At 36.8% G+C, this 24,290-nt stretch carries 25 protein-coding genes; 22 read left to right on the top strand and 3 right to left on the bottom strand.

The features are described 5' to 3' along the window. Nucleotides 1–5: 5 nt before the first annotated feature. The 3 genes from KNP91_RS09280 to KNP91_RS09270 all read left to right on the top strand — a co-directional run bounded on the left by KNP91_RS09280 (nt 6) and on the right by KNP91_RS09270 (nt 2,535). Nucleotides 6–710, top strand: coding sequence for a hypothetical protein (locus KNP91_RS09280; protein ID WP_214849832.1), 705 nt, complete (start codon nt 6–8; stop codon nt 708–710). Nucleotides 711–737: 27 nt separating this feature from the next. After that, nucleotides 738–1,427, top strand: a complete 690-nt coding sequence (locus tag KNP91_RS09275) for a hypothetical protein (protein WP_214849830.1) — start codon at nt 738–740, stop codon at nt 1,425–1,427. A gap of 181 nt (nt 1,428–1,608) precedes the next feature. After that, complete coding sequence (locus KNP91_RS09270; protein WP_214849828.1) at nt 1,609–2,535, top strand: LCP family glycopolymer transferase; 927 nt, start codon at nt 1,609–1,611, stop codon at nt 2,533–2,535. Between the two features lie 49 nt (nt 2,536–2,584). Here the strand turns inward: KNP91_RS09270 and KNP91_RS09265 are convergent, their stop codons facing one another. Beyond that, entirely contained in the window at nt 2,585–3,739 is a 1,155-nt protein-coding gene (locus tag KNP91_RS09265) for a hypothetical protein (protein WP_214849826.1), read from the bottom strand. A 198-nt stretch (nt 3,740–3,937) separates the two neighbouring features. Between KNP91_RS09265 and KNP91_RS09260 the strand changes: the two genes are divergently transcribed. The 19 genes from KNP91_RS09260 (at nt 3,938) to KNP91_RS09170 (ending at nt 22,950) form a co-directional block, all read left to right on the top strand. Beyond that, the gene (locus KNP91_RS09260; protein WP_214849823.1) at nt 3,938–4,669 is read left to right on the top strand and encodes a YveK family protein; all 732 of its coding nucleotides are present in this window, start codon (nt 3,938–3,940) and stop codon (nt 4,667–4,669) included. After that, the gene (locus tag KNP91_RS09255) at nt 4,662–5,357 is read left to right on the top strand and encodes a CpsD/CapB family tyrosine-protein kinase (RefSeq protein WP_026830246.1); all 696 of its coding nucleotides are present in this window, start codon (nt 4,662–4,664) and stop codon (nt 5,355–5,357) included. The genes KNP91_RS09260 and KNP91_RS09255 overlap by 8 nt, the downstream gene beginning before the upstream one ends. Before the next feature lie 11 nt (nt 5,358–5,368). After that, nucleotides 5,369–6,133 (top strand): tyrosine-protein phosphatase, encoded by a 765-nt coding sequence (locus KNP91_RS09250; RefSeq protein WP_214849819.1) that lies wholly within the window; start codon nt 5,369–5,371, stop codon nt 6,131–6,133. Nucleotides 6,134–6,323: 190 nt separating this feature from the next. Next, complete coding sequence (gene galU, locus KNP91_RS09245; protein WP_214849817.1) at nt 6,324–7,217, top strand: UTP--glucose-1-phosphate uridylyltransferase GalU; 894 nt, start codon at nt 6,324–6,326, stop codon at nt 7,215–7,217. Nucleotides 7,218–7,256: 39 nt separating this feature from the next. Beyond that, nucleotides 7,257–9,107 carry a nucleoside-diphosphate sugar epimerase/dehydratase gene (locus KNP91_RS09240; protein WP_214849815.1) on the top strand — a complete coding sequence of 617 codons (1,851 nt, stop codon included), beginning with the start codon at nt 7,257–7,259 and terminating at the stop codon, nt 9,105–9,107. A gap of 30 nt (nt 9,108–9,137) precedes the next feature. Further along, a complete protein-coding gene (locus KNP91_RS09235; RefSeq protein ID WP_214849813.1) occupies nt 9,138–9,764 on the top strand; it encodes a sugar transferase in 627 nt (208 codons plus the stop codon). A gap of 8 nt (nt 9,765–9,772) precedes the next feature. Next, nucleotides 9,773–10,645, top strand: coding sequence for an NAD-dependent epimerase/dehydratase family protein (locus KNP91_RS09230; protein ID WP_214849812.1), 873 nt, complete (start codon nt 9,773–9,775; stop codon nt 10,643–10,645). Continuing rightward, the gene (locus KNP91_RS09225) at nt 10,642–11,769 is read left to right on the top strand and encodes a glycosyltransferase family 4 protein (RefSeq protein WP_353048723.1); all 1,128 of its coding nucleotides are present in this window, start codon (nt 10,642–10,644) and stop codon (nt 11,767–11,769) included. Before KNP91_RS09230 ends, KNP91_RS09225 begins: the two co-directional genes overlap by 4 nt. A gap of 31 nt (nt 11,770–11,800) precedes the next feature. After that, nucleotides 11,801–13,039, top strand: a complete 1,239-nt coding sequence (locus KNP91_RS09220) for an O-antigen polymerase (RefSeq protein WP_214849810.1) — start codon at nt 11,801–11,803, stop codon at nt 13,037–13,039. Continuing rightward, nucleotides 13,029–13,886: a glycosyltransferase family 2 protein gene (locus KNP91_RS09215; protein ID WP_214849808.1), complete on the top strand. Its 858-nt coding sequence runs from the start codon at nt 13,029–13,031 to the stop codon at nt 13,884–13,886. Before KNP91_RS09220 ends, KNP91_RS09215 begins: the two co-directional genes overlap by 11 nt. A 3-nt stretch (nt 13,887–13,889) precedes the next feature. Continuing rightward, on the top strand, nt 13,890–14,801 hold the full coding sequence (locus KNP91_RS09210) for a glycosyltransferase family 2 protein (protein ID WP_214849807.1): 912 nt from the start codon (nt 13,890–13,892) through the stop codon (nt 14,799–14,801). Continuing rightward, nucleotides 14,798–16,165, top strand: a complete 1,368-nt coding sequence (locus KNP91_RS09205) for a polysaccharide biosynthesis protein (protein ID WP_214849806.1) — start codon at nt 14,798–14,800, stop codon at nt 16,163–16,165. The genes KNP91_RS09210 and KNP91_RS09205 overlap by 4 nt, the downstream gene beginning before the upstream one ends. A 10-nt stretch (nt 16,166–16,175) precedes the next feature. Further along, nucleotides 16,176–17,081, top strand: coding sequence for a glucose-1-phosphate thymidylyltransferase RfbA (gene rfbA, locus KNP91_RS09200; RefSeq protein ID WP_214849804.1), 906 nt, complete (start codon nt 16,176–16,178; stop codon nt 17,079–17,081). Further along, nucleotides 17,078–17,638, top strand: a complete 561-nt coding sequence (rfbC, locus tag KNP91_RS09195) for a dTDP-4-dehydrorhamnose 3,5-epimerase (RefSeq protein WP_214849802.1) — start codon at nt 17,078–17,080, stop codon at nt 17,636–17,638. Before rfbA ends, rfbC begins: the two co-directional genes overlap by 4 nt. After that, nucleotides 17,638–18,624 (top strand): dTDP-glucose 4,6-dehydratase, encoded by a 987-nt coding sequence (rfbB, locus tag KNP91_RS09190; protein ID WP_214849800.1) that lies wholly within the window; start codon nt 17,638–17,640, stop codon nt 18,622–18,624. The genes rfbC and rfbB overlap by 1 nt, the downstream gene beginning before the upstream one ends. Continuing rightward, entirely contained in the window at nt 18,621–19,487 is an 867-nt protein-coding gene (gene rfbD, locus KNP91_RS09185) for a dTDP-4-dehydrorhamnose reductase (RefSeq protein WP_214849798.1), read from the top strand. The genes rfbB and rfbD overlap by 4 nt, the downstream gene beginning before the upstream one ends. 11 nt (nt 19,488–19,498) lie before the next feature. Further along, on the top strand, nt 19,499–20,665 hold the full coding sequence (locus KNP91_RS09180; protein WP_214849795.1) for a nucleotide sugar dehydrogenase: 1,167 nt from the start codon (nt 19,499–19,501) through the stop codon (nt 20,663–20,665). Nucleotides 20,666–20,773: 108 nt separating this feature from the next. Beyond that, nucleotides 20,774–21,997, top strand: a complete 1,224-nt coding sequence (locus KNP91_RS09175) for an acyltransferase family protein (RefSeq protein ID WP_214849793.1) — start codon at nt 20,774–20,776, stop codon at nt 21,995–21,997. A 134-nt stretch (nt 21,998–22,131) separates the two neighbouring features. Then, nucleotides 22,132–22,950, top strand: a complete 819-nt coding sequence (locus KNP91_RS09170; RefSeq protein ID WP_214849790.1) for a tyrosine-type recombinase/integrase — start codon at nt 22,132–22,134, stop codon at nt 22,948–22,950. On the opposite strand, the gene KNP91_RS09165 is transcribed toward KNP91_RS09170, so the two are convergent. After that, on the bottom strand, nt 22,931–23,767 hold the full coding sequence (locus tag KNP91_RS09165; RefSeq protein ID WP_214849788.1) for a tyrosine-type recombinase/integrase: 837 nt from the start codon (nt 23,765–23,767) through the stop codon (nt 22,931–22,933). The two genes, KNP91_RS09170 and KNP91_RS09165, sit on opposite strands and share 20 nt — an antisense overlap. Next, nucleotides 23,764–24,198 (bottom strand): sigma factor, encoded by a 435-nt coding sequence (locus KNP91_RS09160; protein WP_214849785.1) that lies wholly within the window; start codon nt 24,196–24,198, stop codon nt 23,764–23,766. Before KNP91_RS09160 ends, KNP91_RS09165 begins: the two co-directional genes overlap by 4 nt. Between the last annotated feature and the right edge of the window lie 92 nt (nt 24,199–24,290).

Genomic DNA, 24,290 nt, shown 5'->3' with positions numbered 1-24,290 from the left:
CTTTCATGCCAAGAGGATTATGGAAATATGTAGTCTTGATAACGTTGTTAACTTGGACTGTAATCAGCAGCCCGGTCGGTGCAGCCACCAAACAGGAGAAACAAGTCACGACGGATTTTACGAAATATAAGCCAGGCATGATGATTACCGAGTTTGCGAAACAGCGGTATGGCAAAACCTATAAAAAACATCTGACGAAAAAGAATGGACGAACGATTCTAAAGGAAAAGTCACCAAAAGAAGAGACGTCTAAGGATTTAGACTTCACAGTGTACTTCGTTCCCGGCAAAGAGGAAAAAAACTATATGACCTTTTTGTTTGCAGCTAAGCCGAACGATAAAGTCTACCGTTTGGCAGTAAGGTCCCTTGATTTCAGTGGAGAAAATCCGATGGGCGTCCGGCAAAGTGATCGACAACTCAAACGAGGCAAACGGGTCCAGTACGATATGACGGAGCAGCAGCTCGACAACGTATTGACAGGAAAAGGTCTCGGTGACTGGATGAGATGGTCGACAACAGACTTCAGTCATAGCTTTTCCAAACAAGAGCTGAAAAAAATGGGTCTAGGAGAAGGCAAGACGAAGATTTATATTTTCCAAACGAATCATCCGAAGAAACGGTTACAAGTCCATATGACATTCGATTCAAAGAAAAAAACCTATCGTGTCGATTGGATGGAAACCATCTCGAGTACGCAAGAACTCTACTAATCCTAAAACAGAAAAGAGCGAATAGACATGACAACAACATTTGGTAAACTCACAATCGCGGCATTAATCGCCGGATCAACACTGATCGCCGGAACAGCAGAAGCGGCAACGAAACAAGAAACAAAGGTAACGACGCAATTCAAGACATTGAAGAATGGGATGACGATTGAACAGGCGGCAAAAGTTCTTTACGGAAAAGACTATAAAAAACAATTAACGAAAAAGAACGGAATGACCGTCCTCAAACAAAAAGCAGAGGCGACGAGCACGACACAAGGTCAAAAGACGACGATTTATAGTTTTTATGACAAAAAGGAAATCGTGCCTTCTGATATTACGACGCTGATGTTCATGACGAAGAAAAATAGTTCGGTTTATCGTTTGACATCGAAGTCGCTTGATCTGTTCCGTGACTCTTCGACAGGCGCGCGTGAAAGTAAGATGAAACTTGCAAAAGGCGCGAAAATTAAAACAGGAATGACTGAAAAACAATTGGATGGTGTATTGTCAGGAAAAGGATTAGGCGAATGGACAGGACTGGATTCAATTGATATGACATCTGTCCAAACGAAGCAGGAGATCGATTTAGGACTTGCGATTAAATCAGAGTTTAAAACATATGTCTTCCCGACTTCGACAAAACAGAAAAAATTTGTCATGCTCGAATACAATGCAAAAAAGAAAACGTACGTCGTCTCAAGTCAAATGTCATATTAATCTAGACGAAAGAGTCTGCCAACCGGTAGACTCTTTTTTTCATCTTTTCCCGTTTTTGACAATTCGTCCGCGATTTTCAGTATACTCGACTGTAAGATCGTTTTTATTTGACCGATAGTAACGAGAACTGATGAAGTTACATAGGAAACAAGCAACGTATAATAGAAGGGAACGTGGGAAAGTGGAACGTGTCAAAAAAAGAAAGAAAGTCAAAAAGCGGTGGACGCCGTTAAAGGTTATGCTGTTAATCGCTCTAGTACTGGTCGTCGGAATCGGAGGGTTTATCGGCTACACGTATTATCAGGTTGATCAAACCGTCAAAAAGATTCAGTCGCCGGTTAAAAATACAGGGGACGAAGTCGTCGAAAAACAAAAACCGGTGTCAGTCTTGTTACTTGGAGTCGATCAACGTCCGGGCGAGCGGGGGCGGAGTGACTCAATCATGATCATGACGCTCAACCCGACGCAAAACGAAAGCCGTTTGATCAGTATTCCACGGGATACGAAAGTCGAGATTGTCGGTCGCGGGACAAACGATAAAATCAACCATGCTTATTCGTTCGGCGGACCGGAGATGGCGATCAAAACCGTTGAGAAGTTCCTCGATATTCCAATCAACTACTATGCGGAAATCAACATGGAAGGTTTCACTTCACTCGTTGATGCCGTTGGTGGAGTGACCGTCAATAATGACTTAGATTTTAAAGTAGGCGATAAACAGTTCACGGTCGGAAAAATCAACTTAAACGGGGACGAAGCCTTAAAATATACACGGATGCGTTATGAAGATCCACGTGGAGATTTTGGTCGTCAAATGCGCCAACGCCAAGTCATTGAACAAGTCGTCGCCAAATTATCATCGGACGTTTCTGTCAGTAAATTCAATGCAATCATGGATGTCGTCGGTAAAAACGCTCAGACGAATGTATCGTTCAAACCGATGCGGACGCTTGCCTTTGATTATATGGATGCGTTTAAAAACCAAAAGAATTTAAAGCTTGAAGGAACAGGTGGAAAAGAAGCGGATGGCATTTATTACTGGCATCCGACTGATGATTCACTGGCCCAAACGAAAACCGCATTACGTTACTCGCTTGGTCTGGAGTAAACAAAAGGGACAATCCATTTTTCGGATTGTCCCTTTGCGTTTCATCATGTTATAAATTTTGTTCAGCCAAACGCACGCGGCTGGTACTTGTTTCTGTTTGTTCAAACCGTTGCAGACGGTAAGAATTACTTGTGACAAGACCAGTCGTCTCCGTTTCCAGTTGAAGCGGCGCAAGGGTAGCTAGTTCAGCATTTGTGATTGCTGTTTCTGACCAGTCAATCGCAATGACTTTATCATTTTGGAGTGTAAAGAAATGATTACCGTAGAACAGATACGTGTTTACTTCGTCAGAAAACGTCCGTTCCGGTGGACCATAAGCACTATTTAAATCTTCGGCAGATTTGCCGATAAGGTCAATGAGCGTCTCAGTAACGAAGCTTGTATCGAGATTATCACCGACCCATGTTAATAACGATTCGTCGGCAATTGCATCTTCTTTCAGTGATTTTGTCGTATCCACCGTTTTGATGTATCCGGTCAATTCGTCTGTCAATTCGATTTTGCTGACGGTATCCGTTGTTTCAAGAATCCGGTATCCATCACCAAAGTCGGCTTCGTAAAGAGTATCGGTTAGACCAGAGTCACTGTAAATGTTCGTGTTACGGGTTTTGACGTAAAGAACGTCAGGTTCTGCTTTCACATCGGGTGTTTCTTCCTCAGTCTTTTCCTCGGATTTTTCAACCGTCACCGGTTGTTCGACGGATGATTTCGGTTTTGTGTCGGGAGACGCGATGTAATTCGAATAGACATACGTCCCGCCGGCGCCGAGGAAGAAACAAAGAAGCAGTAAGGCGATCCATCCCCATGGAATTTTTCGTTTAGAGCGAGGTTCGGGTCTTGTTTTGATTTTCTTTCTGCGTGATGCTTCTGGTTCACGGTGCGTCCGCGATAAGGCTGGAGCAATTTCGATGTCCTCTTTAGGTTCGACAGGGCCATCTTCCTCAAGAATCGGACGAGCCACGAGTGTTCCGTAAAAATCAGCTAATGCTTCATGATGTTTGCCGGCTAAAAAAGCTGACCATTCGTCGGCGGTTACTGTATCCTGCTTGAACGGAACAAGTGGTGTCTGGCCTGTCAAACGAATCATCGTATCCGTTAACGATTCTGTCGAAGCAAAGCTTAAACGAATCCGTTCATGAAGGCGACGGATGTCTTCTTCCGAGTGCGATGTATAGTATTGAAGGGCTTGTAGAGAGCGATGCATGAAGATCTTCCTCCTATGTTGATATCCGGAAATTCATGTAAAAAGAAACATGTCATTCTTTATTATACGCAACAAATTTCAAAAAACGTATGTTATTTCCTGAAATTTAATCAACCATTTCCCAATTTTTTGTTATACTGAGTTCTAGTTGATGAAAAAAGACACCGTATTAGACAAATAAAGGAGAATAATCAAACCATGAATGAAACGATCAGCTTACAAGAACTATTTTCAATTTTGAGAAAATCGCTTTGGCGGATTCTCGCACTGACCATCGTCGCAGCCGTCATCTCATTTGCCGTCAGTACCTTTTTGATCAAACCGACGTATCAAGCCGGTACGCAAATTTTGGTCACACCGAAAAAACAGGAAAACGATGTGATTGATGCTTCGCAAGTCCAATCGTCCGTCACACTTGTCAATACATACCGTGTCATTATCAAGAGTCCCGCTATCTTAGAAAAAGTTCAAGCAGAAGTCGAAAACGCACCTGACAATATCGGTGCTTTGAACAATATGATTACTGTCGAGAGTGAACAAAATTCCCAGGTTATCAACGTCTCTGTCCAAAATACGGATGCCGCCCTTGCGTCAAACGTTGCAAACTCCGTTGCGAAAGTCTTTAGTGAAGACATCACGGAACTGATGAACGTCGATAACGTCAAAGTATTATCTGTTTCAGGCATTCCGACTGCTCCGGTCAGCCCAAATATCATTTTGAATACAGCAATCGCCGCAGTGGTTGGCTTCTTATTAGGTGTAGGACTTGCTTTCTTACGTGAAGTACTCGATCGTCGAATCCGCACAGAGGAACAAGTGCAACAAATTCTTGACTTGCCTGTTCTAGGAAGTATCCCGGATATTGACAGCAAAGTCTTCAAGTCATCAGCGAAAGCAACAAAAAGAGAGGCGGCAAAACAATATGGCTAAGAAAAATAAGATGAATAAAGATGCCCGTAATCTGATTACGGTCACTCAACCGAAGTCGCCGATTGCAGAGCAATACCGGACAATCCGGACAAATATCGAATTCATGGCAGTCGATAAAGAGATTCAGGTCATGCTTGTGACATCAGCGACACAAAGTGAAGGGAAGTCTACGACTTCTTCGAATCTCGCAGTCGCATATGCCCAGCAAGGAAAAAAGGTCCTGATCATCGATACCGATATGCGTCGTCCGACGGTTCATTATACGTTCCGGGTTGCTAACGGTCTGGGATTATCCAGTTTGCTGACACGACAAGCCGAGCTTGAAAAAGCCATTCTTCCGACAAAAGTCGAAAATTTATCGATCTTGACGGCAGGACCAATCCCGCCGAACCCGGCTGAATTATTATCGTCTAAGGCGATGGAAAACCTCATTTTGAAATTACGGGAAGAATATCATGTCATCATCCTGGATGCACCGCCATTACTTCAAGTGGCCGATAGCCGGATCACGTCTAAATTGACAGATGGTGTCGTCCTTGTCGTCAGCTGTATGACGTCAGATCGTCAACGTGTTTTGAAGGCCAAAGAACAACTCGAACTGGCCGAAGCGAAGATCCTCGGTGTTGTCTTGAACCGTCGTGAACTGACGGATGATTCAGCGTATCAATACTATTATTCCTATGAATAAGGGGTGCCATCATGGTTGATCTTCATTGTCATCTTTTACCGCTGGTCGATGACGGTCCGGCGAGTGTCGAGCAAATGTTAAAGCTGGCGGAGCAGGCAGCAAGTGAAGGGGTCACACGAATCATTGCGACACCGCACCTGTTTCATCCGCAGTTCGAGACGGAAGACGTCGATGTAAAACTGAATGTCGATGAACTAAACGTCCTGTTCCATCAGCGAAGTATTCCAATCACCGTATATCCGGGACATGAAATTCGTTTGACGGGTGATTTGATTGAAGAAGTTCAAAAGGGTATGGCGTTGCCACTTGCGGATTCACGTTATTTACTGATTGAATTTCCTTCGACCGGAATCCCGTCCTATGCGCGACAAGTGTTTGCCGAATTAATTTCTGACGGTTACGTTCCCGTCATCGCTCATCCGGAAAAAAACAAAGCGATCATTCAAAATCCAACGTTTCTGTTTGACTTGATTTCAAATGGGGCGATCAGCCAGGTGACCTGTGCCAGTCTGATCGGAAAGTACGGCAAAGACGTCCAACGGTTTGCCGTTGCCTTACTCGAAAACGGACTGGCCCATCTTGTGGCGTCCGACGCCCACCATACTGAAAAACGTCCGTTCTATTGGGAACAATGCCGAAAGTATTTGGAGCATGAATTAGAAGACTGGTTGTACGAAGAAATTTATGAGAACAATGAAGCAGTTCTTCTAAATCAACTCGTGACGATAAATCCTCCAAATCCAGTCGAAAAGAACTGGAAGGGTCAGTGGGTATAAAGGGTTTAATGTGAAGAAAATGTAAAGAGAGTGAAAAGACACTCTCTTTTTTCTATGTTAACGCTTACAATATCAACAATTGGAAAACTTTATGGAATAAATAGCAATGGATGTGTTATCTTAATTTACATAAAGAATGCCAAATTGATTATATTATGGGAATCTGAAATTAGAACTGGGAGTTGATTTCATGAATCGTGTAAAAAAAGCGGTTATTCCAGCTGCTGGACTTGGCACACGTTTTTTACCGGCAACCAAAGCGATGCCGAAGGAAATGTTGCCGATCGTCGATAAGCCGACGATTCAATATATCATTGAAGAAGCGATTGAATCGGGGATTGAAGATATTTTAATTATTACCGGTAAAGGGAAACGCGCGATTGAGGATCATTTTGATTCCGTTCCGGAACTGGAGGCGAACTTGATCGCCAAAAATAAATCAGAGTTGTTACATCTCGTTGAAGCGACAACTAACATTAACATCCATTTTATTCGTCAATCAAAGCCGAAAGGTCTCGGAGACGCGATTCTCCAAGCAAAAGCCTTCATCGGCAATGAACCGTTTGTTGTCATGCTCGGTGATGATATTGTGCAAGCAGAAGTACCATGTACACGGCAGCTAATTGAACAGTATGAGATTACGAATAGTTCCATTATCGGTGTACAACCGGTTGCGGATAAAGATACGCACCGTTATGGAATAGTTGATCCAAGCACAAGCATCTCAGAGCACTTACATAAGGTAAAATCGTTTGTTGAAAAACCAGCACCAGGAACAGCGCCATCGAATTTAGCAATTTTAGGCCGCTATTTATTGACACCGGAAATTTTTAAATACTTAGAAACACAAAAGGTCGGATCGGGCGGTGAAATTCAATTGACCGATGCGATTACGCGACTCAATGAAATGCAACGGGTCTTTGCCTACGAATTCGACGGAAAGCGTTATGATGTCGGGGAAAAACTGGGTTTCATTCAAACGACACTCGAATTTGCCTTGAAACGCGATGATCTTGGAGACGATGTGGCCAAGATGATGGAAGAATTACTGGCAGAACGAGCAAAAGCATCTTCACTTGTCTAAGTACTTTTCACCAATCATAAACAGAAAGGAGACTGCTTTTTGAAATTCTACTATTATTACCGAACCCTGACGTTAGCTTGTATTGATGCCGTAGCTTTAGGGCTTGCGATGGGATTTACTTATTTTTTCTTATATCCTAAAGAATTGTTTGAACTCATTGATAGTCAGTTGTTATTGCAATCAGCTGCTGTCTTTGCTTTGTTGTTCGTCACATTGGCTTTCTTAATGAAGCTGTACCGTGTCAACTGGAAGTATGCAAGTATTCAGGAGGCACTGACTTTATCGTTGTCACTTGGTGCAAGTTCGATTGGCTTAATGGTCTATCAGAATTTTGTGTTTGGACAAGTGCTCGAACGGATCACAATTCTTAGTTTTTGTATTTCGCTATTGCTGCTTGGTGCGATTCGTGTGGCCTTACGCTTACTTGGAATTGGTCAACATTGGCGCAAATATGCATTACCTCGCCGGATGGTCAAGTCACGTAAACGCACGCTTGTAATTGGAGCTGGTCGAGCCGGACGTTCGTTAGTTCGACAATTGTACGCGTCACCGTTTCATGAGTTAAAGCCTGTTGCTTTTTTGGACGATGACCCTAAAAATATGCATTTCATGATTCAAGGGATTGAAGTTGTTGGAACAACAAAAAATTTAAAATCTGTCATTGAAAAACACCAGATTGAAGCGATTGTCCTTGCAATTCCATCATTAACACAACAACGACGGATTGAACTAATCACGGAAGCGAAAACGCTTTGTAAAAACGTCCAAACGTTGCCAATGATTGAGGAGTTGATTACAGGTAAGGTTTCTGTCAGTGCGATTCGTGATGTTTCCATTGAGGATTTGCTGGGTCGTGAGCCGGTCGAACTCGATATTTCAGGAATTAAATCAGAAATTGAAGGACGAACAGTCCTTGTGACTGGAGCCGGCGGATCGATTGGATCAGAAATTTGCCGACAAGTCATTCAATTTAATCCAACAACGATTTTACTACTTGGTCATGGAGAAAACAGTATTTACCTGATTGAACGAGAACTACGTGGACTTCAGTTTCCGATTAACTTAGTCCCCATCATTGCCGACGTTCAAGATCGAACGCGACTGGAAGAAGTGTTTGCGACACATAAGCCACAGGTTGTTTTCCATGCAGCGGCCCATAAGCATGTTCCGTTAATGGAAGCAAATCCGTACGAATCCGTCAAAAATAATGTATACGGAACAAAAAATGTCGCTGAAGTGGCTGATTTATTCGAAGCAGAACGCTTTGTCATGATCTCAACTGATAAAGCCGTGAACCCGACGAACGTCATGGGCTCAACAAAACGGATTGCCGAAATGGTTGTTCAGGAACTGGGACGTCGCAGTAAAACAAAATTTGCGGTCGTTCGTTTCGGAAATGTACTGGGTAGTCGTGGATCGGTTATTCCACTCTTCAAGTCACAAATTTTAGCAGGTGGACCGGTTACCGTCACTCATCCAGAGATGACACGTTTCTTCATGACAATCCCGGAAGCTAGCCGTTTAGTCATTCAAGCCGGTATCTTAGCGGATGGTGGAGAAGTGTTTGTCCTTGATATGGGTGAACCGGTCAAGATTGTGGATCTTGCGAAAAATATGATTGAACTGAGTGGTTTTACAGAAGACGAAATGCCAATTGTGTTCTCAGGGATTCGCCCGGGGGAAAAAATGTATGAAGAATTACTAAAAGACGGCGAAGTGGACCCGGAAGCAATTTATCCAAAAATCTTTGTCGGTCGAACGCGACAAAAAGAACCAGTTATGAATATTTTGAATGTAGTGGATCGCCATAAGAATGTACCACTGCAATTAAGAACGGTCTTACTTGATATTGCGAATGATGTGGTTGTGCGTGAAGAAAACTTAGTTTGATAAACCGTATATAAAAAGGAGGAATGAAATTTGAATTACTTAAAAATCAAACGTCCCCTGGGATTTTCGATTGCCCTTGTTGCTTGTTTCGTTTTAATTCCTGTTTTTATTCTGATCATGGCTGCAATTAAGATCGAATCACGAGGTCCAGTGTTTTTTAAGCAAAAACGAGTTGGTCTAAATAAAAATCATTTTAACATTCTAAAATTCCGAACGATGTATATTGAAACACCAAATGATACTCCAACTCATTTGTTGGCAGATCCAGATGTATACATTACACGTGTTGGTAAAATTCTACGGAAAACAAGCCTCGATGAATTACCACAGCTCTTTAACATTTTGAAAGGTGAGATGGCATTCGTGGGACCACGTCCGGCTTTATGGAATCAATACGACTTAATCGATGAACGTGATAAGTATCAAGCCAATGATACATTACCTGGTTTGACAGGTTGGGCACAAATCAATGGTCGTGATGAACTACCGATTGATATCAAAGCCAAGCTTGATGGAGAGTATGTTCAACGAATGGGGATTCTGATGGATACACGTTGTTTCATTGCAACAATTTTTAGTGTTCTGAAAAGTGATGGAGTAGTTGAAGGTGGCACAGGAAAGATTGCTGTAAAAGAAGTTGCAAGTACGAAGGAGTAAAAAAAGTGATGAAAAAGGTTCTTGTTACAGGAAAAAAAGGCTATATAGGTTGTAAATTTAAAGAGTGGATTAAATCAAATAATAAAGATATTGAATTAGATTATATTTCTTTAAGAAGTGAAGCATGGCGAGATGTTGATTTTACTAAGTATGATTCTATACTACATCTTGCTGGTATTGCTCATGTTTCTAATGATAAAAAATTAACAAATGAATATTATAAAATAAATCGAGATCTTTCATATGAAGTTGCCAAAAAAGCGAAAAAAGATCAAGTAAAGCATTTTATATTTATGAGTAGCGTTATTGTTTATGGAGATTGTAGAAATAATCATGGTCAAATAAATAAAAGTACTGTTCCTAAACCAAGTAGTGATTATGGAAAAAGTAAACTAGAAGCAGAAAATTTAATTCTTCAACTACGAGATAATGAATTCAATATTTCAATTGTGCGACCTCCAATGGTATACGGAAAAGAATCAAAAGGAAACTATAATAAATTATCTACTCTAGCAAAAAAAACACCAATCTTTCCTCAAATTCAGAATAAAAAAAGTATGATATATATTGAAAACTTATGTGATTTTATATATTACATTTTAGATGGAAAAATCGATGGACATTTTCATCCACAGAATAAAGAGATAATTGGAACTAGCTTCTTAGTTAAAGAAATAGCTAAGAGCAATAAAAGAAATATACTATTTTTAGATGGTCTGAATAAAATAATAAATTATTTATCGCACAAGTATAGTTATATAAACAAAATCTTTGGTGATCTTTATTATGAGCAAAAAATGTCTAATTACGATTATGAATATAATAAAATCAGTTTCTCTGAGAGTATAAAAATTACTGAGTCAAGGAGAGTAACAAAGTGAAAAGAAAAATTCTGATAATGGGAGATAATAATCTCGAAACAGTTGGTGGAGAGCAAGAATCAACTAAAATCATTTTGAAAAATTTGAAAAATCATTTCGAATTTCATGTAATACAGCCTGGAGATACAATAAAACCTATAAGTGGAATTAATTATAAATATTTGTCCGAACAAGATAGATTGAAAAAATTAATAAAAAATCCATTTTTATTTATAAAGTATATTTTAGATACCAAAAAGATTATAAACGAGATCAATCCAAATATTATTCATACTCAAGCACAAGTTAGCTTTTTTATAATCGGTATGCTCATTAAATTTAAATCTTTAAAAAATAATAACTTAGTGGTTGTACACACTGAAAGAGGATTATACAGAAAATATAATCTGTTTTTCAAAAGAATATTCTACTTATTCTTGAAAAATACTGATTTACTTATTACTACTACAGAATATAACAAATTGGATTGGGAAAAGGCTTTAAAGAATAGAAACAGTTTTCGCGGAGAAATTAAAGTTATAGAAAATACGGCAGGGGACTTATTCGAAAAATTTGATGACATGAAAAAAATTAAAATTACTGATGAATATGTTATTGGATTTGCTGGAAGATACTGTGATTGGAAAAACTGGCCGTTAGCCGTAGAAATAATCGAAAAAGTGTATAGAGATACAAAAAATGTTAAAGTGAAAATGGCAATCGGATGTTTAGATAAAACATCTGAAAAAGAAACAATAGAAATGTTTAAAAAAATCGAAAAAATAACTAATGGAAATTTTGACGGTTACATAAATCTAAATTTAGAGGAAATGAATAATTTTTATTATGATTTAGATTTCTTTATATTGACTTCGAAGACAAATACAGAATCATTTGGTCGTACTTTAGTTGAAGCAATGAGCAGAAAAACAGTTGTGTTTTCTACAGATGCTGGTGGAACAACAGAAGTAATTGGAAACTCTAATAATATATTTGAACAATCAGAAGATGTTACAAAAAAGATTTTATTTTACATGAACAATAAGGATGAAATGAACGCGGAGAAAAAATATAATCTTGAAAGAGTTAAGTCAGTTTATTCATTAAAAAATAATATAATCAAGCATCAAAATTTATACTCATGAAAAAGAATAGCAAAGAATTTGAGGTTGAAAAATGATCATCTTATTCATAATATTCAGTTGGTTTTTAGTTGTTTTTAACTTTTTTGTAAAAAAAGATTTTTTATATCCGGCTTTTTTGCAATCTATATTATGGTCAATTGTAATTACGATATACGGAATATTAGGGGGAGAATACAGAGAGTTACAATTTAAAACACTCTTAATAATATTATTGGGTAACATATCTTTTACAATTACTTCGTTTATAGTTATAAAAATCTTGGATTTTAAAAAAACTTCTGAAGATCTTTCTTTAAAAAGAAACCTTAATTTAAAAGTAATGTTTATTTTAACATTATTTAACTTGATATTTTTTCCTTCTTTTTTAATTAAATTATATAGTGTTTCTAGTTTTAGTAATCTAATAAGTTACAGTGATACTATAGGAGCTGCAAAATTAGATGGTGAATTATCAAGTTATGCAATATTTATGTGGGTGGCAATAGTAAGTTGTTTATTGTCTTTAAATAAAATTTTAAAAACAGAAAAGAAATTTGATAGAAAAAATCATTATTTTAAAGTTATTTTTGCTCTAAACTTGCTCATTTCTATGTCTTACGTTTTGTTATTTAGTGCAAGAAATTTTTTAATTGGTTTTTTGATCAGCCTAATTTTTTTATCAATATTGAATAAAAAAATTAGTTTTATTAAAGCAATTACTTTGAGTAGTGTTTTTTTTACTATTGTATTTATTGGTTACTCATTTATACAAGATTCAAATTACTTAGAATCAATAACATATCAGTCGAAAATAGAAACTATTTATAAAATGTTTCTTTTATACACTATTGGTTCTTTATCAGCCTTTGATTACGTTGTTAACACATCAGTCACCAATTATGAATTTGGTATAAATAGCTTTAGGATTATCTTGCTGAGGTTTAATGATATTGGTTTTAATTTTCCGATATCAAGTTTAGTTAAAGAATTCGTATTTGTACCCTATGCAACAAATGTATACACTTATTTGTTACCATACTATGAAGATTTTGGATGGATTGGAGTCGTAGTATTTAATTTTGTTTTAGGTGGATGTCACAGCATTGTTTACTATAGAGCTAGACAAGGAAGATTTTTTTCTCAAGTATTATATGTGTTGACGTTAGAAGCTTTATTCTATCAATTTTTTACAGATTTTTATTTTACTATTTTAACAAAATGGATTGTATATATCTTTATTTTATTTTCAATCAAATTATTAAGTAGAAGCGGTGAGAAAAATGTTGTTTAAAATATGCGCAGTAATAGTAACGTATAATCCAGATTTAGATGTGCTAAAAAAACTAACTGAAAGCATAGGAAAACAAGTTTCTAAAATAGTAATTGTCGATAATGGTACTAAAGAAGATATAAGAAAAGTAATTAAGAGTACTTCTAATTTGGAAATTTTGTTGATGAATAAAAATTTAGGTATCGCTGAAGCCCAAAATATAGCTGTAAAGAACAATTTTGATAATGAAATAACGCATTTTATCTTTTTTGATCAAGATAGTTTGCCTAATTCAAACCTAGTAAGTACTCTTATCAAGGATTCTAAAGTTTTAATTGAAAAAAACATAAACATAGGAGTTATTGGACCAAAGTTTGTTGATTCGAGGAATAATTTTACTTATTCAAAGTCAGATGTAATTGAAGAAAAAACACTAATAATTTCGTCAGGAAGCTTAATTTCTAAAGAAACATTTCGAAAAGTTGGCTTGATGAATAAAAGTTTCTTCATTTATCATGTTGACACAGAATGGTGTTTTAGAGCATTAAATAGTGGATTCCGAAACTTTATGTCTGGTAATGCATTAATGAAGCATACTATTGGTGAAAATTCTAAAAAAATTTGGTTTTTTAAATGGATTAATATTTCAATACATTCTCCTAAAAGTCATTATTACATTGTTAGAAATTCATTAGTAATGATGTCTTATAAAGAAATTCCATTTAAATGGAAAATTAAATATTTTTTGAAAAATATTTTTTTTGTCGGGTTTTATATTTTTCTGGGGGAAAATGTGAAGGAATATATTTTGGAAATGTATAAAGGATTTAATGATGGATTGAGAATAATTAAACAGGGGGGAGTTTGAACAGTGAATATTGGTGCACTCGTAGTAACTTATAATCCAACAGAAAAAATCTTGAATGGATTGATAGGAAAATTAAAAAATGATTGTGAAGAAATAATTATAATAGATAATAATTCTGAAAGTAAGGAAATAATAAAAGCTATAAGTAAAGACGTAAGAATTAAAGTTATCTTTAATAACGAAAATGTAGGGTTAGCTAAAGCACAAAATCAAGGAATAGAATTTTTAAAAAATAAACCTTTAGTTAAAAAGATAATTGTTTTTGATCAAGATAGTAATCCAGATTTGAATATGGTCAGAAATTTAAATAACGAATTTGAACAAATAAAAAAGATAGATAGTAATATAGCAGCTGTAGGACCTAGATTTATAGATACAAGGTCAAACAATTATTTTCCTTTTATTCAATATGGATTTTTTAGAACAAATAAAATTTTTAAAAATAAAAATCATAAAACAAATCACATCAAGGTAGACTTATTGATATCATCGGGTACTCTCTTGTCAATTGAATCTTTGGATAAAATTGGTTTGATGGATGAATCACTTTTTATTGACTGTATTGATACAGAATGGTGTATGAGAGCTATCAAAAAGGGATTCAATCTCTATGGTGTTTTTAATGCTGAAATGTTTCACACAATAGGAGATAATTTAAAAACTATAAAAATACCAATAATAGGGCAAAAAAATATTTTGATACATTCACCTATTCGAAAATATTATATGTACCGAAATAAAATACACTTAGTGAAGAAAAAACATATTTTCTTTAAATGGAAACTTCAGAGTATATTGAAAATAATCCCTTCTGTTGTTACATATATTGTATTTGTTGTTGATAGAAAGGAAAACAGTAAATACATTTTTAAGGGATTAATACATGGTTTAAAAGGTAAAATGCACAAGTTATGAGTTTAATAAATAATATTTTAAGAATACTTACCTCGAATATAGTTTTATTAATCGGTAATTTGATTGTAGCCTTTCATCTACCAGGTGTATTAGAGAAAAGTGATTATGGAACTTACAGACAAATAGTTTTAATATCAACATTTTTGGGGATGTTTCATTTTGGATATTTAGATGGGATTCTATTAAAATATGGACACAATATTCAAAAAATAAATGAAGAAGACAAAAATAATGTAAAAAATGATCATCTTAATTTTATATTATTACAATTTTCTATATTTTTAATTGGATTAATTATGTATATATATTCAAAGGAACTTATGTTCTTATATGGATCGTTTTTATTAATCCCTATAAATGTATCTTTTTTTCATAAAAACTTATATCAATCAATTGGTAACATGAAACTAATTTCAAGAGCTACGATTATTTATTCTATAACTAACACTTGCTTTATACTGTTCGGAACCTTTAATCAAATTATAGATGTATCATATTATGTTTGGACACTAATTGTTTCGAATTTGATAATGTTATGTGTGTTTGAAGTTATTTTTTATAAAAATTATGGCTTTAAAGTAAAATTTTATTTGGATCTCAAAGAAAATATTAATAAAGGCATCTCAATTCTTACAAGTAACTTATTGTATCTTTTTGTTACTTCGTTAACAGCTATATCTATACAAATTTTTTTCGGTATTCGGGAATTTGCAAATTTTTCAATAGCAACATCTTTGTTAAGCATGATTATGATTTTGGTGAGTGCAATTAGTTTACCGTTTTATAACTTTTTAAAAAATTCTAATCGAAAAGAAGATAAAAAAACAATCAAATCTATATTTTTAATTACAGGAGTTTTTTTTCAAGGAAGTTATTTTTTAATTGAAATACTGATTAACAAGATACTTCCAGAATATAAAGCGTCTATTGATTATTTATTTGTTATGTTAATGCTTCTTCCCTATTTAATGATTATAAATATTTTAATCATCAACTTATACAAAGTAAGTAATAAAGCATTTAAGATGATGAAAACAACATTTTTAATTTTGATATTTTCTATCACTTTACATTCTCTATTAAGCTTGATATTTGAAAATGTTCAATTTTTAGTTGTTGGAAATCTGATAGTGATCATCGTCTGGTATATTTATTCAACTGAAATTGAGTTTAAAGAATTAAAAAACAGCGCTAAAGATATGTTCTTTTTAACTGTATCGGTTATTTTTTATGTAACTTTATTTTACTTGGAATTAGGAAGTTTTTCGAAATTTTTAATTTATTACTTTTTTGTCGGAATACTAATAATTATTTCTTATAAAAAATTATTGGTATATATAATAAAAAAAATAAAAAAAAGGTAAGGTGAAAATTATGAAGGGTATTATTTTAGCAGGAGGAAGTGGAACGAGACTATATCCACTTACTAAATCAATTTCTAAACAATTATTACCAGTATATGATAAACCGATGATTTACTATCCGATGTCCACTTTGATGTTATCTGGAATTAAAGAGATATTAATTATTTCTACTCCAGAAGATACACCACGTTTTGAACAACTACTTGGTGATGGAAAAGAGCTTGGTCTTTCGTTATCTTACAAAGTCCAAGAGTCACCTGACGGCCTTGCCCAAGCCTTTATCATTGGGGAAGAATTTATTGGTAATGACTCAGTAGCTCTTGTTTTAGGTGATAACATTTACTATGGTCATGGGTTTACGGACTTGCTTCAAAAAGCAGCTTCATTGCAAGAAGGATCAACTGTTTTCGGATACCATGTTCACGATCCTGAACGTTTTGGTGTCGTTGAATTTGATGAGAATCAGAACGTGATTTCAATTGAAGAAAAACCTGAAATGGCTAAGAGTAATTACGCTATTACTGGACTTTATTTTTATGATAATCGAGTTGTGGATTTTGCTAAATCGTTAAAACCTTCTTCAAGAGGAGAACTTGAAATTACAGATTTAAATAAGTGTTACCTTGAAGACAATTCATTACGTGTCGAATTACTTGGTCGCGGATTTGCTTGGCTTGATACTGGGACACATGAGTCGTTATTAGAAGCATCAACTTTTATAGAAACAATTGAACGGCGTCAGAAACTAAAAATCGCTTGTCTTGAAGAAATCTCATATCGCATGGGGTACATTTCTAAAGGACAGTTGATTGAATTAGCGCAACCATTACAAAAAAATGCTTATGGTCAGTACCTACTTCATGTTGCGAAAACAGTGAAAGATACTTCTGAGAAGAAAGCAGGTCTTACTTTATGAAAGCAATAAAAAGTAAATTAGAAGGCGTTCTTTTACTAGAACCTAACGTTTTTGGCGATCATCGCGGTTTTTTTATGGAAAGTTACAACCAACAAAGTTTTCATGATTTAGGTATTACGAATGAGTTTATTCAGGATAATCATTCGCTTTCTAAAGAAGCAGGGGTATTACGCGGTATGCATTATCAGTTGGAACCAAAGGCACAAACAAAGCTCGTTCGAGTAGGATCAGGAGCAATCTATGATGTAGTGGTTGATATGCGAATTGGTTCACCGACCTACGGAGAATGGGAAGGATTCATTTTAAGTGAACATAATAAACGTCAGTTGCTTGTTCCAAAAGGCTTTGCGCATGGTTTTTGTACATTGACTGAGGATGTCAATGTTCTTTATAAAGTAGATGAATTGTATTCGGCTGAACATGATCGTGGTATTCAATGGGACGATCCTGAACTCAACATTAATTGGCCAGTATCAAACCCAATTTTATCAGAAAAAGATACAAAACACCCGATGTTGAAAGATGCGGAAAATAACTTTAAATGGAGTGAACAATAATGAATTTAATCGTTACTGGTGGTGCTGGATTTATTGGAAGTAACTTTGTCCGTCATATGCTTAATACATATCCTGACTATACAATCATCAACCTTGATTTATTAACCTATGCAGGAAATAAAGAGAGTTTGGCTGATTTAATGGATAATCCTAAACATGTTTTTGTGGAAGGAAACATCACAGATCGTGATTTGTTAGATCAACTGATTACAGATTATAAAGTAGAGGGCATCATTAACTTTGCTGCTGAGTCGCACGTGGATCGCAGTATCTTGAATCCAGAAGTCTTCGTCGAAACAAATATTCAAGGAACATTGGCACTGTTAGATGCTGCTCGTAAGCACAAGTTGAAGAAATATGTTCAAGTCTCAACAGATGAAGTGTACGGTTCGCTTGGAGCTGAAGGATACTTCACGGAAGATACACCGCTTGCACCAAACAGCCCATACTCAGCCTCTAAAGCTGGTGCAGATATGTTAGTCCGTTCATATTTTGAAACATACGGTATGGATGTCAATATTACGCGCTGTTCAAATAACTATGGACCGTATCATTTCCCGGAAAAATTAATTCCATTAATGATCACGAATGCAATGGATCAAAAGAATCTCCCGATTTATGGAGATGGTGAAAATATTCGTGACTGGCTTCATGTAACCGATCATTGTGCGGCAATTGATTTAGTTTTCCACAAAGGTAAATCCGGTGAAGTTTACAATGTAGGCGGACATAACGAAAGAACAAACAATCAAATCGTTGATTTAATTGTTGACCGCTTAGATGTTTCGAAAGACTTGGTAACATATGTTGAAGATCGTTTAGGGCACGATCGCCGTTATGCGATTGATCCAATCAAGTTAGAGACAGAACTAGGATGGAAACCAAAATATACGTTTGATACAGGTATTGTTGAAACAATTGACTGGTACTTAGCAAACGAAGCTTGGTGGCGTCCACTTAAAGAAAAAGCAGAACTCGTGAAATGAAAAAAACTATTTTAATTACAGGTGCCAATGGACAATTAGGTACGGATTTAGTTCATTTAGTCGACGCCTCATCATATGAAGTTGTAGCTTTTACGAAGCAGGGTTTAGATATTACGGATTATCCAGTTGTTGAAGAAACAATTCAACGAATTAAACCGGACTGGATTCTACATGCAGCTGCTTATACCAATGTTGAAGCAGCCGAAGATGAAGGGAAGGCAATGAATTGGCTTGTTAATGCGACAGGTACAGAAAATGTTGCAAAAGCAGCGAAGCAAGCTGGAGCAAAAATGATTTACGTCAGCACAGACTATGTATTCGATGGCACAAAAACAACCGAGTATGAAGTGACAGATCAAGTTAACCCGTTGAATGAGTACGGCAAAGCTAAGTTGGCTGGAGAACAAGCCGTACAAAATATTTTAAGTGAAGATGGATACGTTATCAGAACTTCGTGGGTGTTTGGAGTTCACGGTAATAACTTTGTTTATACAATGATGAAACTAGCTGAGACGCGCTCTGAATTAAATGTAGTTGCTGATCAATTTGGTCGACCGACATTTTCAGAAGACTTGGCACGGTTTATGTTATACCTTGTTGGAGATTTTAAAATTCCAGGTGGAGTTTATCATTTTTCTAATGACGAATCATGTTCATGGTATGAATTTGCAACGGAAATTTTAGCAGACACAACTACAACAGTTAATGCATGTAACTCGGATGCTTTTCCACAAAAAGCAAAACGACCGGTACAATCTATACTATCGTTATCTAGTTTAAAGAATACTGGTTTTACGATAGCAACTTGGAACGATGCGCTTAATCGATTTAAGAACATATCTAAAACTACACAAAGAAATTGAGTGATATGTAAATGAAAATTACAGTAGCAGGAACGGGATACGTTGGTCTTTCTATGGCAGTTTTGCTCGCCCAGCATAATGAAGTCACATCGATTGATATCATTAAAGAACGTGTCGAACTCGTTAATAATCGGAAATCACCGATTGTTGATGCTGAAATCGAAAACTTTTTACAAAACAAAGAATTGAATCTGCATGCGACAACCGATAATTTTGAAGCATACAAAGATGCTGAGTTCGTCATTATTGCGACTCCGACGGATTACGATCCAACACGAAACTATTTCAATACTCGGACCGTTGAAAGCGTCATCGCAACAGTCCTTGCCATCAATCCGGATGCGACGATGGTCATCAAATCGACAGTACCGGTTGGCTACACACAAGAGCTAAAAGAGAAATTCGATACACCGAATATTATCTTCTCACCGGAGTTCCTCCGCGAAGGTCAAGCTCTTCATGATAACCTGTATCCGTCACGTATCGTCGTCGGTGAACAGTCAGAACGGGCACAACAGTTTGCTGATCTCTTACTTCAAGGAGCCATTAAAAAAGATGTGCCGATTCTTTTGACAGATTCAACAGAAGCAGAAGCCATCAAATTGTTCTCGAATACGTATTTAGCGATGCGTGTCGCGTTCTTTAACGAACTCGATACGTATGCAGAAGTCCGTAATCTTGATACGAAGCAAATCATTGAAGGTGTTGGGCTCGATAGCCGAATCGGAAACCACTACAATAATCCATCTTTTGGATATGGTGGTTATTGTCTTCCGAAAGATACGAAGCAGCTGTTGGCGAACTATGATGAAGTACCGAATAACATCATCGGGGCAATCGTTGAAGCAAACCGGACACGGAAAGACTATATTGCGGATACAATCATCAAACAAAACCCAAAAGTCGTTGGGGTTTATCGTCTAACAATGAAGACTGATTCAGACAATTTCCGGGCATCGTCGATTCAAGGCATCATGAAACGGATCAAGGCAAAAGGAATCGAAGTGACAGTCTTCGAACCTGTATTGACGGAAGATACATTCTACAATTCTCGTGTCATTCGTGATCTTGAAGCGTTTAAGCAAGAATCGGATGTCATTCTTTCGAATCGGATGCATCCTGAGTTGAGCGATGTTGAAGATAAAGTATATACACGTGATTTGTATAGTCGTGACTAATTTAGGAAATATAAACTTAGAATTCTTTTAATGTGACTCAGTAATATTAAAATATTACTGAGTGTTTTATTGTATTTAAAAAAGTTAAAAGGAGAAAGGAGAGTAGAATTGAAAACCAGATACGAAGAACTCGATTCAATCAGAGGTATTGCTTCATTAATTGTTTTAATTCACCATTGTTTACTAGTAATTCCATCAATATATGCATCTCATCTTCACCGCGATAACTCAGATATGTTAATTAATATTATTTCATATTCTCCGGTGCATATTTTGTGGGCGGGACATGAGATGGTTATTTTGTTTTTTGTACTTAGTGGTTTTGTATTGTCATTACCTCAGATTGATGGGAGACCATTTCATTATAAAAATTACTTAATAAAACGGATTTGTAGAATATATATCCCGTACGTATCCATTTTAGTTTTGTCTTTTTTGATATATAAGGTCTACACGATTTTTTCCCTAATGGATGATAACTTTAAAGTTACGAGCATTTGGTTTAACTGGATGTGGTCAGAAGAAGTTAGTTTAAAATTATTTGTTTCTATGTTGCTTATGTCAGGACAAGGAATACATAATTTAAATACCGTTACTTGGAGTTTAATTCATGAAATGAGAATTTCTATAATTTTACCATTTATAATAATTTTTATTAATAGAATAAAATTGAATAAAACAATTTTATTTAGTATATTCTCTTTTCTTATATTCATATTTATTTGGATTTTTTGTGTGTGTTTATACTTATATTTGCCGCCTAGCAGCTTTTCATTATTCATAAACAACATCGGATATACATTTTATTATTCAATCTTTTTTCTCTTTGGAGTATTGTTAGCAAAATATAAGTTGTGTTTATCAAAAGTATTTGAAAAAATGACTATAAAATTTAGAGTATTTGTCGGATTAGTAACACTTTTAGGAATTACAAACGAATGGATTATTCCTAGAATTGGCTCAATGAAATATAGTAAAGAAATTAGTACAAGTTTATTTTTTAATTTTATAGTTGATTTTACTATAGCGTTTAGTGTTTTTTTGTTGTTTATTTTAGTACTAAGTTCAAAATATATAAAAGTTTTTTTAGGAAATCCTTTTTTACTATATCTAGGGAGAATTTCATTTAGTTTATATTTAGTTCATCCAATTGTATTAATGGCTTTTGTTAATATGTTACGTGGTACTGTGAAAATTGAACTTTTAATATTAATCGTAATTTTAAACTCAATCTTTTTTGCTCACTTTTTACAAAAATATTTAGAGATTCCTACAATTAATTTAGGTCTAAAAATAATTAAAATAGTGAATAGGCAAAGAAAAGTTGCTTAGTTTCTTCAAAAAAATAAATATTCAATAGTTTGATTTTTTTAGAAAAATGACTAAATAATTAGTCAGAATAAAACGATTAGCTTAAAAATAAAATGGGGATTTATATAGGACACTCTTTAAAGGAGGTTTGCTTAATGAATCACTTTATATACTTGAATTATTACTTGGGAAATGAAACTAATTACAGTAAATCGACAATCAAAGCTTATCGAAGTGATCTACGGCAGATGAAAAATTCTTGTGTGGGATGGTCGGTCAAGTCTCTTCAAGCATATTTTGATCAATTGATTCAACACTATAAACCAGCAACGGCGATGCGACGATACCATGCGTTGATGGCACTGGGAAATGAACTGGTCCGAGCAAAACGGATCAAAATAAATCCGATGAAACAAGTCCGTCCAATCGTTCATCAGCACGTCCAACAACGTGAGCATCATCCGCTTGAAGAGGCGATTCAAGCGATTCGTCAAATCAATCATCCGACCTACCGTCTCTTCTTCGAGTTAATCAGTCAAACGGGCCTCCGCTTCACGGAGGCCCGTTTGTTGTCGATCGAAGACATTCAATTTACGACGTTCACTTTACTCGTGCGACACGGGAAAGGACGACGCTTGCGGACGGTTCCGCTGGGAGAGAAACTTGCTCATAAGCTCCAAGCATTTTTAGGAGGACGGACGTCAGGACTCGTTTTTCGTTCCACTCGTGGTCAAGCAATCAATGAGCAACAAGCGCGTGATACGTTACGCAAACAGTCACTCGCTACCCGTGGACGACCGTTACATCCGCATGACTTACGTGTTTCCTTTGCCACATATCTCTATCAGACGGGAGATTGCAGGCTACTTGAGATTCAACGGTTACTTGGTCACGGTAGCTCTCGAACGACGGAAGGTTACATCCTCAGCCAGGAAACGAAGCTCCAGCACATCATCAATGCATTGTCGGCATGAGCCGATTGATCGAGGAGCGGGCGACTTCTGACGACGGCAGGATATACTGTTGCGTCGTCTTCGCGTCACTATGGCCGAGCAGGCGCATGACAGTCAGTAAATCAGCTCGATGTTCCCGATAAATCGTCGTCGCGAACGTGACCCGTAAATCGTGTGGTCGGAGTGTCCGTTTTAAGACATTTTGACTGGCAAGCCGGAGTTGTTTCCGGGTCTGATTCGGGTCCAGCAAACCTCCAGCAGTGTTTTGAAATAAGGGACCGTCATTCGGTTGAACATCGAGATAGCGCATCAGGGCAGTAACCAGCTCGTCGTGGAGCGGGACGTAGCGTGTTTTCTGTCCCTTGCCGTGACGGACAAACAGTTGGCGTTCGGTCAGGTCGAGATCGGTTTGGCGTAACTGTCGTGCTTCGTTGAACCGAAGACCTGTATGTAACAGTAGGAAGTAGAACGTATACATCGTTTCGTCTTGCAAGGTCTCGATGACGCGTCGCGCTTCAGTATAACTAAAGGCGGTCCGGTGTTTCGGAATCGGTCGCGATGGTTTCTTGATGCGGGATAACGGGTTCGCGGGGATTGATTTTTCAGCGACTAAGGCGTCAAATAGTGTGGCCAATGCATGAATCCGTCGGGAGACGGTCGTCGGGGCATAGGTTTGTTTTAAGAACGAGATATAGCGATGGAGGGAAGGGATATCAATTGTTTTAGCGTGGGCACAAAAATGCCGGACGTCGGCGCGATAGGCTTTTTTTGTCAGCGGACTGTAACGCGGTGACTGTTCGATGATTGTCAGTAACCGTTCCAAGTAAAACGTCATCATAGGAGAATCTCCTGGACCTTCCGTTTGAGTTCCGACTTGAGAGATCGGAGCCGGGCCGGCGAGTAACCGAGTGTCTCCTCGTTTCCGTGGAGCAGGGATTGGAGGATCGCGAATTCCTTGCGTGAGAGTTCCTGTTTCAGTTGGTCGAGTAAGTAGGTGAACGAGACTTGCTGCTGACGAGGGAGTTCCGGTAATGTCTCGACGGCGACTTCACCGGCGAGTGTCCGGTTGCGGGTTGCTAAGTAATCGAGCATTGCCCCTTTCGCCCGAATCCGGGCGAAAGTGACGGTCATGACCTTGCCTTCTTCGATTGATTTCCATAAACGGAGCAGGGCAGCCTGGCGGCATTCATCCTGTTCATTCGGATGAATCGAGAGACGGGAGAGAAGAGAATTGACGAGGGGCATCCACTGTTTTAACGCTTCATTCATTATAAAAGAATCCAATCTGAGATATGCATATCTATGTATTCCGCGGTAGTTTTAGTATAAGTAGAGTTATCCCCTCTTTTCAAATCACCTTT

The sequence above is a fragment of the Exiguobacterium sp. s138 genome, from assembly GCF_018618775.1.
Taxonomy (GTDB): Bacteria; Bacillota; Bacilli; order Exiguobacteriales; family Exiguobacteriaceae; genus Exiguobacterium_A; species Exiguobacterium_A artemiae.
The sequence above is the reverse complement of the archived record's forward strand: the minus strand, read 5'-3'. Positions and strand labels throughout refer to the sequence as shown.